We start from the raw sequence: 12,227 nt of genomic DNA, 5'->3' as shown, positions 1-12,227 counted from the left end.
ATCCCGAATAAAACGTCCAGCATCCCTTGGTCCGAACTTAAAGCAGGCGCCCAAGAACGCCTGTACGGATGTGGTTTGAGGATCGCCCGCACACAGCGGAAGTTTATAACTTTTAAAAACACCGGATCCGCAGCGCGTGCGCTGCGGACTGAGCTTCTCTGTGTTTGCGGTCGGCGCCTCTTCGCTATCTCTCATTGGAAGGATACGAGGAATGGCCAAAGTCGTCTGTGTTCTCTACGACGATCCCATCGATGGAATGCCGAAGTCCTACGCCCGCGACGATCTCCCGAAGATCACGCATTACGCGGACGGCCAGACGCTGCCGACGCCGAAGGGCATCGACTTCAAGCCCGGCGAGCTGCTCGGCTCGGTCTCAGGCGAGCTCGGGCTCCGCAAATACCTCGAGTCGAACGGCCATGAGCTGGTCGTCACGTCCTCCAAGGACGGCCCCGACTCCGAGCTGGAGAAGCATCTCCATGACGCGGAAGTGGTGATCTCGCAGCCGTTCTGGCCGGCCTATCTCACCGCCGAGCGCATCGCCAAGGCGCCCAAGCTGAAGCTCGCGCTCACGGCCGGCATCGGCTCCGACCATGTCGACCTCGACGCGGCGGTGAAGAACAACATCACGGTCGCGGAAGTCACCTTCTGCAACTCGATCAGCGTCGCCGAGCACGTGGTGATGATGATCGTCTCCCAGGTCCGCAACTACATCCCCTCCTATCAGTGGGTGGTGAAGGGCGGCTGGAACATCGCCGACTGCGTGGCCCGCTCCTATGACGTCGAGGGCATGCACATCGGCACGGTCGCGGCCGGCCGCATCGGCCTCGCGGTCCTGCGTCGCCTGAAGCCTTGGGACGTGCACCTGCACTATTTCGATCGCCACCGTTTGCCGGAGGCCGTCGAGAAGGAGCTGAACCTCACCTGGCACGACAGCGTCGAGGACATGGTCAAGGTCTGCGACGTCGTCACGATCAACTGTCCGCTGCACTCCGAGACGCTGAACCTCTTCGACGAGAAGATGATCTCGAAGATGAAGCGCGGCGCCTACATCATCAACACGGCGCGCGGCAAGATCGTCGATCGCGACGCGATCGTACGCGCCTGCGAGAGCGGCCAGCTTGCGGGCTACGCCGGCGACGTCTGGTTCCCGCAGCCGGCGCCGAACGACCATCCGTGGCGGACCATGCCGCATCACGGCATGACGCCGCACATCTCGGGCACCTCGCTGTCCGCCCAGGCGCGCTACGCCGCGGGCACCCGCGAGATTCTCGAATGCCACTTCGAGGGCCGGCCGATCCGCGACGAATACCTGATCGTCCAGGGCGGCAAGCTCGCCGGCGTCGGCGCCAAGTCCTATTCGGGCGGCGACTCGACCGGCGGCGCTGACGAGGCCGCCAAGTTCAAGAAGGCGGGCTGAGCCTTCAGCGCCAGGGATCGGCGGGCCGCCGCCGATCCCTTTTTTCTTTCGTTGTCCCGTGGCGTAGACCGGAGAGCCTTATGGCGTCCCGAACCGCCGTCCGCACCGCGGCGATCGCGGGGCTGGGCGGATTTGCCGTCATCTTCGGCCTCGCGGAGCTGTCGCGGATCTCCGGCGCGCTTTTTATCATCGCCCCTTTCGGCGCGAGCTGCGTGCTGGTGTTCGGCGCGCCGGCGAGCCCGCTCGCCCAGCCGCGCAACGTCATCGGCGGCCATCTCGTCTCCACGGCGATCGGACTGGCGACGTTCGCCGTCCTCGGCGCGACCCCGCTTGCGCTCGGGATCGGAGTGGGACTCGCGATCGCCGCGATGCTGCTCACGCGCACGACCCATCCCCCCGCGGGCGCCGATCCCATCGTGGTGGCGCTCGCAGGAGCGTCGTGGCCGTTCCTGCTCACGCCCGTGCTCGCCGGATCGGTTGCGATCGTCCTTGCGAGCGTGGCCTATCACCAGGCTGTTACGGGCGTCGTCTATCCGGCGCGCGGCTGAGGTTCGCAAGCGTGGCTGGCCCGGCGTTCGTCTTGAGGGACGTCAGGCTGCGTCCGGCTCGCGCTTGATCCCGATGTCCGCCGGCTGCGTGCCGGATTGAAGCGCCGCGAGTTCGGCCCGTGCGGCTCTCGCGGCGGCTTTTTCGATCGCCCTGTAGCGGGCGATCAGTTCTTCGCCAAAATCGGTGAGCCGGGCGCCGCCGCCGTGTTTGCCGCCGGTCTGCGACGCCACGACAGGACGTCCGCAAATCCTGGTCGTCTCGTCGACCAGGTCCCAGGCGCGCCGGTAGGACATGTCCATCGCGCGCCCTGCCGCGGAGATCGAGCCCTCCCGCCGGATCGCCTCGAGGAGGTCGATCTTGCCCGGTCCGATGCGACCTTCCCCGCCGAGGTCGATCCTGATGCTGAGAGTGGCCATTGCGCGTCCGCGGCGTCGGTCGATCGTTCGAAACGACGGACCGTCACCGCAAGCGAGCCCAACGTCAACCGTTCCGACGGCTGCTCGGCCCCGCTAGAACGTCGCCTTGGCTTGGACGAAGAAGCTTCGCCCAGCCTCGGGATAGCCGTACTGGACCTCGTAGTTCTTGTCGAAAATGTTCCGGACGCCCACCCCGGTCGTGAAGTTATCGGTGACGCGGTACTCCGCCGAGAAATTGGCGAGCGCGAAGCCGTCGTTCTTCGTGTAGCTCGTCTCGAAGCGGTCGCTCGAGTAGCGCGACGACGAGAGCTCTAGGCTCGGGATGAGCTGCAGGCGGGGATACGCCTCCCACTTCGCGTAGAGCATCGCGTAGTGTTTGGGCGTTCCGACCGGCTTGACGTCGATCCCATTCAGCCCGTCGATCTCGCGGTGCAGATAGGTGTAGTGCCCGCCGACAATAAGCTTGTCGTTGACGGTCCAGTCGGCCTTGAGCTCGACGCCGTAATACTTGCCGTCGCCGACATTCTGGTTCTGGACCAGTTCGCCGACGTTCACGCCCTGGATGACGTCCTTGACGTCGCTGTAGAACGCGGTCGCGGCGAGGTTCACGCCGGGCATGACCGTATCGGCCCAGCCGATCTCGTAGTTCCGGGCGCGTTCCGCCTTGAGGCCGGCGTTCGGCAGCGCGACGCCGAAGCGGGTGCTGAAGCGCTCCCAGAGCGTGGGGAAGCGCGTGCGGTCGGAGACGCTCGCGTGGATGCGCGCGGTGTCGGTGAGCTTGTAGATCGCGGCCGCCTGCCAGTTCCAGGCGTGATCGGCGTTCTTCACGCCGGAGTCCACCAGATCGGGATCGTCCGCCTTCTTCAGCGAACGCCGGTCGTAGGAAACGCCGCCGACCAGATCGAGCCGGTCTGTGGCGTGAAACGTGTTTTCGACCGCGAAGGAGGTGGTGTCCTCCTTCTCCCGAACGGTTTCGTCGAAGATCGAGTTGACGTCCGGCGACGCCAGGTTGCGGCTCTTATGGTCGTCGCGGCGCCAGTGGATCGCGCCCTTCAGGGTGTTCATCGGGATCAGTTCGGTCCCGAGCTCCACGCTGCCGCCATAGCCGGTCTCGTTGTAGTAGCTGTCGAACGAGCGGCCGGTCACTCGCGGGCCGAACGTTCCGTCGTCATAGGCCGAGAGCAGGTTGTCGAGCTGGTTGTAGAAGACCTTGCCGTCGACATAGGACTTCTCGCCGAGCGCGGTGTGCGAGAGGAAATAGACGCTCTCATAGTCCCATTTGGGCCAGCGCCAGTTGCGCTGATAGGCCGGCGTTCCGCCCGGCGCCATTCCGGTCACGCCGCGGATCGGCTCGACGGTCGAGAAAGGCGACTCCTTGCGGCCCTCCTGCTTGGTGTAGCTGATCGAGTATTCGTCGGTGTCGTTCGGGGTGAAGCCGGCTTTGAGGTTGACGCGCCAGTCGCGCGTATCCGCGTTGTCGCGACGTCCCCCGTTCTCTGTCTGCACCCCTCCGAAGCTCACCGGATCGAACTTCTTCGACAGGAAGGCGCCGTCGCTGTCGCGGTAGCCGGCGCTCGCCTGCAGGTAATACTTCTCCTGCAGCGTGCCGAGCGAGGCGAAGCCGGTGTGGGCGGCGACGCCGCCGGTGTTGCCGAAGTCGATGCTTTCGCGCGCTTCGCCTTCGACGGCCTTTGTAGGCTTGCGCGTCACCAGGTTGATGGCGCCGCCCATGCCGCCCGGCCCGTTCAGCACCGAGACGTAGCCCTTCTGGACCTGGATTTCGGCGAGGTCGGGAGTGATGAAACGACCGAGATCGAGCCGGTTGTCGTAAGGCAGGAAGACCCGGACGCCGTCGATCGAAAGCGGCGCCTGGAACAGGTCGAAGCCGCGCACATAGGCGACCTTCTCGTTCCGGCTTCCGCCGAAGCCGTCGACACTGACGCCTGGGATCAGCGTCAGCGCGTCGTCGAGCGAGTTCCGGTTGTAGTCGTAGATGTCCTGGGCGGTCGCCTTGTCCTGGGACAGCGCCTGGCCCGACGTCTGGCCGTAGGCGCGCTGCCTCTCGCCGACGACGGTCAGTTCACCGAGATGGAAGACGCCGGTCTGCGGATCTTCCCAGACCGGCTCGACAGGCGCGGCCTGTGCGAAGGCTGCTCCGCACGAAGCGAGCAACGCCGCGGTCGAAATCGTGATATGCAAGTGAATATAACGCAAAGCGACATCCCCCTGAATTTCCGAAGCCCAAGGCTGCTGGCGCCTTACGCTTCTCGCGTCCCCCGACGCTCCGCGACATGGCGTTCCATGCTTTGCGGAATATGACGATTCACAAAGTCGCCATATTCCGCTCGATACAGCGCAGGCGGCTATGCGGCAAGCGCAAAGCCAAACTTACCGTCGCGATAAGGTGGGATCGTCAGCCGTTCGCGGGACGGAGCTCAGAGGTCGCCGACCTGGAAATCGCCCTTCTGCGGGGGCGCGAGCGGCGTGAACAGGCAGCGATCGGGCTTGAGGTCGATCAGCGGCGTGCCGTCGAGGCAGTCGAGGCCGCGCACCAGCAGGGACGCCTCTTTCACGCCGACGAGGGTCACGAGCGAAGTCCCGATGGGGTTCGGCCGGACAGGCGAGCGCAGTGCGAAGGTTCCACGCGTAGACCCGTCATTCGCCGGGCTCTGGCGCACGAGGTCGCGGCGAGACTCGTTCAACCAGTAAAGAACCTCGAGACGCTCGAAGGCCTCGATCCCCGCAAGCGCCGGCGCCCAAGGGTCGAAGATCTCGATGCGGCAGGTCGGCCCGTCCGGGCGTCCCTGCCGCGGGCAGTCGAGCCGCGAGGTCCAGGGCGTATGGATGCGGCCGATGAAGACGAGCCCGGCGTCGGTCGGCGCAGGCGCCTCTACTGCGACTTCGCCGGTCCGGATCTCATTCAGCCGCACCATGGCGTTCAGTCGACGCCGATCATGACGTCGGAGGCCTTGACCACTGCATAGGCCTCCTGCCCGACCACGAGCTTGAGTTCGTCGACCGCGGCGTTGGTGATCGACGAGGTCACGATCGTGCCGCCGACATCGAGCCTCACATGGGCGGTCGTGGCGCCCTTGGTGACTTCGACGACCTTGCCCTTGAGCACGTTGCGAGCGCTGAGCTTCATGGCTTTTGTCCTTCGCTGCGAAGCGACGGCGTGAGGACGCGCCGCCGAGATCAGGGACGTAGATCACCGAATTGGCGGCGCGGTAAAGCCGCCGGCGGTCGAGAACATGCGAGGCGGCTCGCGCCGCCCCCGACCGGGCGCCGCGACGTCATGCGGGGAGCTCCCCCAGAGCGCGAAGGCGCGCGGCGTCGCGCGCCGGCGGCGCGCCGAACAGGCGGGCGTATTCACGGCTGAACTGGGACGCGCTCTCGTAGCCGACGGCGTAGGCGGCGCGGGCGGCCTCCTCGTTGGCGATGAGCAGGTTCCGCGCGTGCTGGAGCCGCAGCGTCTTCTGGTATTGCAAAGGGCTCATCGCGGTCGCCGCCTTGAAATGGCGATGGAACGAGGCCGGGCTCATTCCGGCCCCTTGCGCGAGATCCTCGACGCGCAGCGGCTTGTCGAAGCCGGCCCGGATATCGGCGATGGCTCGCCTGATGCGCGACAGCCTGCTGTCGGCGCGCGCGAACTGCCGTAGAACGCCTCCTTGCGGGCCGCGGAGCAGCCGATAGAGCAGCTCCTGCTCGGCGAGAGGCGCGAGCGCTGCGGCGTCCTCGGGCGTCTCGAACAGCCGGATGATCCTCAGCCAGATCTCGAGCAGCTCCCTCGTGATCGGACTTACGCCGAACGCCGGAACTTCGGGCTCCGGTCCCGCAGGCGCGCCCGGAATGAGGCTGGCTAGCCGTTCGGGATCGATCCGCAGGCCGAGCACGATGTACGGCTTCCGCGCGTCCGCCTCGACGACGCAACTGGTCGCCGGGAGATCGAGCGAGGCGACGAAATAACTCGCCGCGTCGTAGCGAAGCGTCCGATCGCCGATCGTCACCTGCTTCGCGCCCTGCAGCACGACGCAGTGCATCGGCTCGTAGAGGCTCGGAGCGGGACGCGTCTCGCCGCACTGCATGCCGATGACGACCCGGGGGATGATGTCGCGCAGAGGGCCGTCCGCGTGGCGCAGGACGCGAGCCCTCATCTCTGTCAGCAGATCGTCCATGCCGCCAATGTTGGGCCTCGGCCATGCCTCCGCAAGGCGTGGACGCATGGCCGGCCTGAGAGGATCGGGCAAGCGGTTGCGAGGATCGGGCGCTTGGGGCGGCCCGGCTGGACCCACATGCCGAACGCGCCGGGCGGGGCTCGTTCCGCCGGCGGATGAAGGAGAATCTCATGTCCGGATCCTTTGGAGCCAAGTCCACCACCGACGAGGTGCTGTCGGGCGTCGATCTCGCCGGAAAGCGCGTGTTCGTGACGGGCGTTTCAGCTGGCCTCGGCGTCGAAACGGCCCGTGCTCTCGCGGCCCGCGGCGCTTATGTCGTCGGCGCGGCGCGTGATCTCGAAAAGGCTCAGCGCGCCACCGGCGCCGTCCGCAAAGATGCGGCCAATGGCGGGGGCCTGGCTCTCGTCGAACTTGATCTGGCGTCGCTCGCGAGCGTTCGAGCCTGTGCGGACGGTCTCAACAGGGCCGGCGAGCCGTTCGACGTCGTGATCGCCAACGCCGGCGTCATGGCCTGTCCGAAGGGCCTGACCGCCGACGGCTTCGAGACGCAGTTGGGCACCAACCATCTCGGCCATTTCGTCCTCGTGAACCGGATCGCCGGACTGATGAAGCCCGGCGCGCGGCTCGTGAACCTGTCATCGGCCGGACACCGCTTCGCCGACGTCGATCTCGACGATCCGAATTTCGAGCGCACGGCCTATGAGGAGTTCGTCGCCTACGGCCGCTCCAAGACGGCCAACATCCTGTTCGCCGTCGAGTTCGACCGACGGCATAGAAACCGCGGCGTTCGCGCCACGGCGGTTCATCCCGGCGGCATCCGTACGGAACTCGGGCGCCATATGACGGAAGAGGCCATGCAGGCGCTGGTCAGCTCGATTGACGCCGCACGGCCGGAAGGCGCTCCGAAGTTCGAGTTCAAGACGATCCCGCAGGGCGCCGCGACCTCGGTCTGGGCAGGCGTCGTCGCGTCCGCGGACGAGATCGGCGGACGCTATTGCGAGGACTGCCACGTCGCCGGGATAACGCAGGGTGAAGGCGTACGCGAAGGCGTTCGCTACTACGCCCTTGACCCGGCGCGTGCGGAGGCGCTGTGGGCCAAGAGCGAGGAAATGGTCGGCGAACGGTTCTAAACAGACGCCGGGGCGCAGCGGTCACCCGGCGCGCGTGGCCGCGATGATCTTCTCGAGGTCGGCTTGCATGAACGGCTTGTTGATCCGGGGCAGCTCCGGCCCGACGATCGAGGAGATGTCGGCGTACCCGGTCGCCAGGACGATCCGCAGATCGGGCCGCTCGCGTCTGATCTCCGCCGCGAGTTCCGTGCCGGACATCCCCGGCATCACCTGATCGGTGATCACCATATCGAGCCGCCCGGCGTGCGAAAGCATCTGCAGCGCCTGCTCGCCGGAGCTCGCCTCAAGCACGTGATGGCCGAGATCCTCGAGCATCGCCGCCGTATTCATCAGCACCAGCCTGTCGTCGTCGACCACCAGAATGCCGAGCGGCGGAAGCGCAGGCTCCGCCGCCGGCGATTCATCGACCCGATCGACAGCGGGCGCGGCGACCTTCGCCAGCGGCAGGCAGATTTCCGCGGTCGTTCCCCTGCCCCTGGCGCTCTTGAGGATAAGCTTGCCGCCGCTCTGCTCGGCGAAGCCGTGGATCATCGACAGTCCGAGGCCTGTTCCCTTCCCGACGCCCTTGGTGGTGAAGAACGGCTCGACAGCGTGCCGAAGGGTGTCCTCATCCATGCCTTCGCCCGCGTCCGAGACCGAGAGGCAAAGGTATTCGCCGGGCGCGAGTTGGTGGGCGTCGGCGGCGGAGTTGACCGACATCGTTCGCGCAGCGATGACGATGACGCCGCCGTCCGGCATGGCGTCACGCGCGTTGACGACCAGATTGACGATCGCGAGCTCAAGTTGATTGCCGTCCACCACAGCGGGCGGAAGCTTCAGCGAAAACCGCGTCTCGATATGGATGTTGGGGCCAATCGAGCTCTGCAGCAGATTCGCCATGTTCGACACCAGCTCCGGCACGTCGACGACTTCGCTCTTGAGCTCCTGCTTACGGGCGAACGCCAGCATCCGCTTGGTCAGCGACGCTCCTCTCTGCGCCGCCATGATCGAGTTCTCGATCAGTCTCGAAACCGGCGAACCGTCAGGGAGCCGTCGGCGCGCGAGATCGAGATTTCCCAGGATCACCGCCAAAAGATTGTTGAAGTCGTGCGCGACGCCCCCGGTGAGTTGTCCCACGGCTTCCATCTTCTGGGCCTGAACGAGAGACGCCCTCGCCTGCTCCAGAGCAAGCTGCGCCTCCCGCCTCTCCGTAAGGTCGCGCGTCACCTTTGCGTAACCGATCAGCTCGCCCGACTCGTCGCGGATCGGATCGACCACGACGTGCGCCCAGAACCGCGCGCCGTCCTTGCGGACGCGCCAGCCCTCCTGCTCGAAACGCCCTTCGGTCCGGGCGGTCCGAAGCGTCCGTTCGGGGAGTCCGGCCAGGCGATCGTCTTCGGTGTAGAACCGGGAGAAATGCTCTCCCACGATCTCGTCCTCGGCATAGCCCTTGAAGCGGATCGCGCCGGTGTTCCAGTTGGTGACCCGCCCATCGGGATCCAGCATGTAGATCGCGTAATCGCTGACGCCCTGGACAAGGATCCGAAACCGCTGCTCGCTCCGCCGAAGCGCCTGATCGGCGGCGCGATCGGCGGTCACGTCGCGCGTGATCTTGGCGAAGCCGACCAACGCCCCTGAAGGGTCACGGATCGGATCGATGACGACGTGCGCCCAGAACCGCGCGCCGTCCTTGCGGACGCGCCAGCCCTCCTGTTCGAACCGGCCCTCGGTCGCGGCGGTATGAAGAGCGCGCTCAGGCAGCCCGGAGGCCCGGTCCTCCTCGGTATAAAACCGCGAAAAGTGCTCCCCGACGATCTCCCGCTCGGAGTAGCCCTTCAAGCGCTCGGCGCCGCGGTTCCAGGTGAGAACGAAGCCCTGCGGATCGAGCATATAGATCGCGTAGTCGAAAACCGACTCGACGAGCATCCGGAAACGCCGGTCCTCGTTTTGGGCGCCAGCGCTCACGCGGTCCTGCGATGTCATCGTCGACCTCCGTCCCAACGTCCAGGACGCCCCGGAGACCCGGGCCCGACGAGGACGCGCAAGACCGGCTTTTAGCGGCGCGGGCCGCCACGGCAAGGCGCGTCCGGATTCATTCGCTGCAGCGCCGCAGTCTGCGGTCCCGCAATCCTTTGACTCATTCCAGAACAATGCGACGATCGAGGCTGGTCACCGAGTTTCCGAGACGCAAGGCGGATCGCCGACATGATGTGGACCGACCCGGGCCAGAGCGTCGGATGCGATGGCCTGATCGGCGCGCTCGGCGGCGTCGCGCGGGAGATCGGCGAGGCGGACTTTCACCTCAGGCTGTTCGAGCTCGTCGGCGCGGTGTTGCCTCACGAGAGCGGATGGATCGTCCGCTACAGCTCGAAGACCGAGCCGGACGTGCTGCACACCAAGGAGATCGGCTCGGACGTCGTGGACTATTACCTCGACGCGAAGCCCAGTTCCGGCGACCCTTATCTGCGCTCCTGGCGCAGGAACACGGCTCCTCGCGTCGAGACCATGGAGTGCGCGATGCCTCTCGCGCCAGACCGAAACTGGTATTTCTCCTATTTCATGAAGCCGATCCAGCTCGTCGACGAGCTCGGACTGTTTCTGCCTGTGTCGGATTCTTCATGCATGTCGCTGTTCTTCGAACGGAGAGCGGAGCGGTTCACCGACGAAGACGTGACGCGGCTCCAGCAATTCTTCCCGACGATCCTCGAATTTCATCTCTCCCATATGCGCGCGCTGTTGCGGAACATGTCGGGCATCGCCGCCGGCGGCCGGTCGATGGAGGACAGCGTCGCCGCCGTGTTCGACCGCAGCGGCGGGCTCGTGTCGACAACGCGCAAATGGCGCGAGGCCGAGGATTCGGGGGCGATTCCCGACGCGCTGCCTCACGCGAGGTCGCTTGGCGAGATCCGGGGGGCCCTCGACAATTCCGGTCTCCCGCTCAACGCGGTCGCGCTTGCGGAGATGAACCCGCTCGCTCCCGGCGGGCTGCTCGTCCATGTCGTCGACGGAGCCGAGTTCGAGGCGCGGAGCGCGGACCGACGCGCCGCCTCCATCCTCGACCAGCTCACTCCGCGCGAGCGCGACGTCATGGCGTTGACGCTGGAAGGCATGAGCACCGGGGCGATCGCCCAGCGGCTCGGCATCGCCAAGGGTTCGATCAAGAACGTCCGCCTGAGGATGTACCGCAAGTTCGGCGTCAGCTCGGAACGCGAGATGGTGTCGATGATGACGCCGTTCTCGAGCCGGCTGATCAGCGGTCTCACGCGCTGATCGAGACGGCCGTCCCGCATGGGACGCAGCGCGAACTGGTGCCAAGCGGCACTATTGCGACAGTCCTCGCCGTCAAGTCTCATCTCCGCGGCAAGAGCTAAGCGGCGCCGGCCGATCGAACGGCGCTCCAGCCGGAGAGATGGCCAGATGCTGCAGAAAAACGATCAGGAGCTTTTCGGTCTCGACCGTTTCAAGCCGAACGATCCGGCGCGCTCTTACACCATCCCCGGCAATCTCTATTATGACGCCGACGTTTTCGCGGCCGAGAAGGAGGCGGTCTTCTACAAGTCGTGGAACTTCGTGTGCCATGTCGGCCAGCTCGAGGCGCCTGGCGCCTACGCCACCACGAGGGTCGGCGACCAGAACATCGCTGTGGTCCGCGGCCGGGACGGCGTCATCCGCGCGTTCCACAACGTCTGCTCGCACCGCGCGCACAAGCTGCTCGAAGGCCAGGGCAAGACGCGCGCGATCGTATGCCCCTACCACGCATGGACCTATGAGCTCGACGGCAGGCTGCGCTCCAACGCCGTGCTCGAGACCGTCGAGGACTTCCGCACCGACGAGTTCTGCCTGAAGCCGGTGCTGGTCGAGGTCATGCTCGGCTTCGTCTGGATCAATCTCGACTTCGACGCGGCCCCTCTGGCCGAGCAGTCCGGCCGCTTCGCCGACGAGATCCGCAGCTACTGCGCCGATCCGGAGACGCTGCGCTTCTCCCACCGCATGACCTTCGAGGTGAAGGCCAACTGGAAGAACGTCATCGAGAACTTCCAGGAATGCTACCACTGCCCGCCGGCGCATCCGGCGCTGGTCGAGCTCATCGACCACCAGATCTACCGCACCAAGAATTACGACATCTGCTCCAGCCATATCGCGCCCTCGCGCGGGGACAACTCCGCCTTCAAGTTCGACCCCGCCAAGGAAGGCGCGCTGGTGATGTTCGGCGCCTGGTATCTCTGGCCGAACGTGGCGTTCAACGTGATGCCGGGGCGGCGCAACATCTCGGTGCTGCACATGATGCCCAGCGGCCCGGAGACGACCTACGAACATTGGGACTTCTTCTTCGAAGACGGCGCGCCGAACGAAGAGGAGGCGGCCGCCATGGAATATCTCGAACAGGTGCTGCAGCCCGAGGACATCGGCCTCGTCGAGAGCGTCCAGAGCGGCCTGCATTCCCGCGTCTATTCGCAGGGACGACTCGTGATCGAACCGACGTTGGCCTCGAACAGCGAGCACGGCATCCATCACTTCCAGACGCTCTACTACAACGCGATGACCGCCGACCGTCGCTGAC

11 protein-coding genes are annotated in these 12,227 nt (G+C 65.8%); 5 read left to right on the top strand and 6 right to left on the bottom strand.

Features of this window, described 5'->3' with window-relative positions:
• The first annotated feature begins 211 nt into the window (after window positions 1-211).
• Both PKE75_RS17715 and PKE75_RS17710 read left to right on the top strand, forming a co-directional pair.
• Window positions 212-1,417 carry an NAD-dependent formate dehydrogenase gene (locus tag PKE75_RS17715; protein ID WP_271170078.1) on the top strand — a complete coding sequence of 402 codons (1,206 nt, stop codon included), beginning with the start codon at window positions 212-214 and terminating at the stop codon, window positions 1,415-1,417.
• An 80-nt stretch (window positions 1,418-1,497) separates the two neighbouring features.
• A complete protein-coding gene (locus PKE75_RS17710; protein WP_271170077.1) occupies window positions 1,498-1,965 on the top strand; it encodes an HPP family protein in 468 nt (155 codons plus the stop codon).
• Window positions 1,966-2,007: 42 nt separating this feature from the next.
• Here the strand turns inward: PKE75_RS17710 and PKE75_RS17705 are convergent, their stop codons facing one another.
• The 5 genes from PKE75_RS17705 to PKE75_RS17685 form a co-directional block, all read right to left on the bottom strand.
• Entirely contained in the window at window positions 2,008-2,382 is a 375-nt protein-coding gene (locus tag PKE75_RS17705) for a winged helix-turn-helix domain-containing protein (protein WP_271170076.1), read from the bottom strand.
• 93 nt (window positions 2,383-2,475) lie between these two features.
• On the bottom strand, window positions 2,476-4,581 hold the full coding sequence (locus PKE75_RS17700; protein ID WP_271170075.1) for a TonB-dependent receptor plug domain-containing protein: 2,106 nt from the start codon (window positions 4,579-4,581) through the stop codon (window positions 2,476-2,478).
• Between the two features lie 236 nt (window positions 4,582-4,817).
• Complete coding sequence (tsaA, locus tag PKE75_RS17695; protein WP_271170074.1) at window positions 4,818-5,315, bottom strand: tRNA (N6-threonylcarbamoyladenosine(37)-N6)-methyltransferase TrmO; 498 nt, start codon at window positions 5,313-5,315, stop codon at window positions 4,818-4,820.
• A 5-nt stretch (window positions 5,316-5,320) separates the two neighbouring features.
• Window positions 5,321-5,527, bottom strand: coding sequence for a TOBE domain-containing protein (locus PKE75_RS17690; protein WP_271170073.1), 207 nt, complete (start codon window positions 5,525-5,527; stop codon window positions 5,321-5,323).
• Between the two features lie 148 nt (window positions 5,528-5,675).
• Window positions 5,676-6,536: an AraC family transcriptional regulator gene (locus tag PKE75_RS17685; protein WP_271170072.1), complete on the bottom strand. Its 861-nt coding sequence runs from the start codon at window positions 6,534-6,536 to the stop codon at window positions 5,676-5,678.
• Window positions 6,537-6,727: 191 nt separating this feature from the next.
• Here PKE75_RS17685 and PKE75_RS17680 point away from each other — a divergent pair, with 191 nt between their 5' ends.
• Complete coding sequence (locus PKE75_RS17680) at window positions 6,728-7,687, top strand: SDR family NAD(P)-dependent oxidoreductase (protein WP_271170071.1); 960 nt, start codon at window positions 6,728-6,730, stop codon at window positions 7,685-7,687.
• Window positions 7,688-7,708: 21 nt separating this feature from the next.
• Here the strand turns inward: PKE75_RS17680 and PKE75_RS17675 are convergent, their stop codons facing one another.
• Window positions 7,709-9,649, bottom strand: a complete 1,941-nt coding sequence (locus PKE75_RS17675) for a hybrid sensor histidine kinase/response regulator (protein WP_271170070.1) — start codon at window positions 9,647-9,649, stop codon at window positions 7,709-7,711.
• A 222-nt stretch (window positions 9,650-9,871) separates the two neighbouring features.
• On the opposite strand from PKE75_RS17675, the gene PKE75_RS17670 reads away from it, so the two are divergent.
• Window positions 9,872-10,936 carry a helix-turn-helix transcriptional regulator gene (locus PKE75_RS17670; RefSeq protein ID WP_271170069.1) on the top strand — a complete coding sequence of 355 codons (1,065 nt, stop codon included), beginning with the start codon at window positions 9,872-9,874 and terminating at the stop codon, window positions 10,934-10,936.
• Window positions 10,937-11,083: 147 nt separating this feature from the next.
• Window positions 11,084-12,226 (top strand): aromatic ring-hydroxylating oxygenase subunit alpha, encoded by a 1,143-nt coding sequence (locus tag PKE75_RS17665; RefSeq protein WP_271170068.1) that lies wholly within the window; start codon window positions 11,084-11,086, stop codon window positions 12,224-12,226.
• Window position 12,227: the final 1 nt, after the last annotated feature.

Origin of the sequence: Hansschlegelia plantiphila, assembly GCF_027922265.1 — a bacterium.
Lineage (GTDB): Bacteria > Pseudomonadota > Alphaproteobacteria > Rhizobiales > Methylopilaceae > Methylopila > Methylopila plantiphila.
Note: the sequence above shows the minus strand (reverse complement) of the source record. Positions and strands in the feature narration are given on the sequence as shown.

Excerpts from the sequence above, each read along its gene's own strand:
- PKE75_RS17665 (WP_271170068.1), top strand. The coding sequence starts at position 11,084 with ATGCTGCAGAAAAACGATCAGGAGCTTTTCGGTCTCGACCGTTTCAAG.
- PKE75_RS17680 (WP_271170071.1), top strand. The coding sequence starts at position 6,728 with ATGTCCGGATCCTTTGGAGCCAAGTCCACCACCGACGAGGTGCTGTCG.
- PKE75_RS17685 (WP_271170072.1), bottom strand. The coding sequence starts at position 6,536 with ATGAGGGCTCGCGTCCTGCGCCACGCGGACGGCCCTCTGCGCGACATC.
- PKE75_RS17710 (WP_271170077.1), top strand. The coding sequence starts at position 1,498 with ATGGCGTCCCGAACCGCCGTCCGCACCGCGGCGATCGCGGGGCTGGGC.
- PKE75_RS17670 (WP_271170069.1), top strand. The coding sequence starts at position 9,872 with ATGATGTGGACCGACCCGGGCCAGAGCGTCGGATGCGATGGCCTGATC.
- PKE75_RS17715 (WP_271170078.1), top strand. The coding sequence starts at position 212 with ATGGCCAAAGTCGTCTGTGTTCTCTACGACGATCCCATCGATGGAATG.
- PKE75_RS17675 (WP_271170070.1), bottom strand. The coding sequence starts at position 9,649 with ATGACATCGCAGGACCGCGTGAGCGCTGGCGCCCAAAACGAGGACCGG.
- tsaA (WP_271170074.1), bottom strand. The coding sequence starts at position 5,315 with ATGGTGCGGCTGAATGAGATCCGGACCGGCGAAGTCGCAGTAGAGGCG.
- PKE75_RS17690 (WP_271170073.1), bottom strand. The coding sequence starts at position 5,527 with ATGAAGCTCAGCGCTCGCAACGTGCTCAAGGGCAAGGTCGTCGAAGTC.
- PKE75_RS17705 (WP_271170076.1), bottom strand. The coding sequence starts at position 2,382 with ATGGCCACTCTCAGCATCAGGATCGACCTCGGCGGGGAAGGTCGCATC.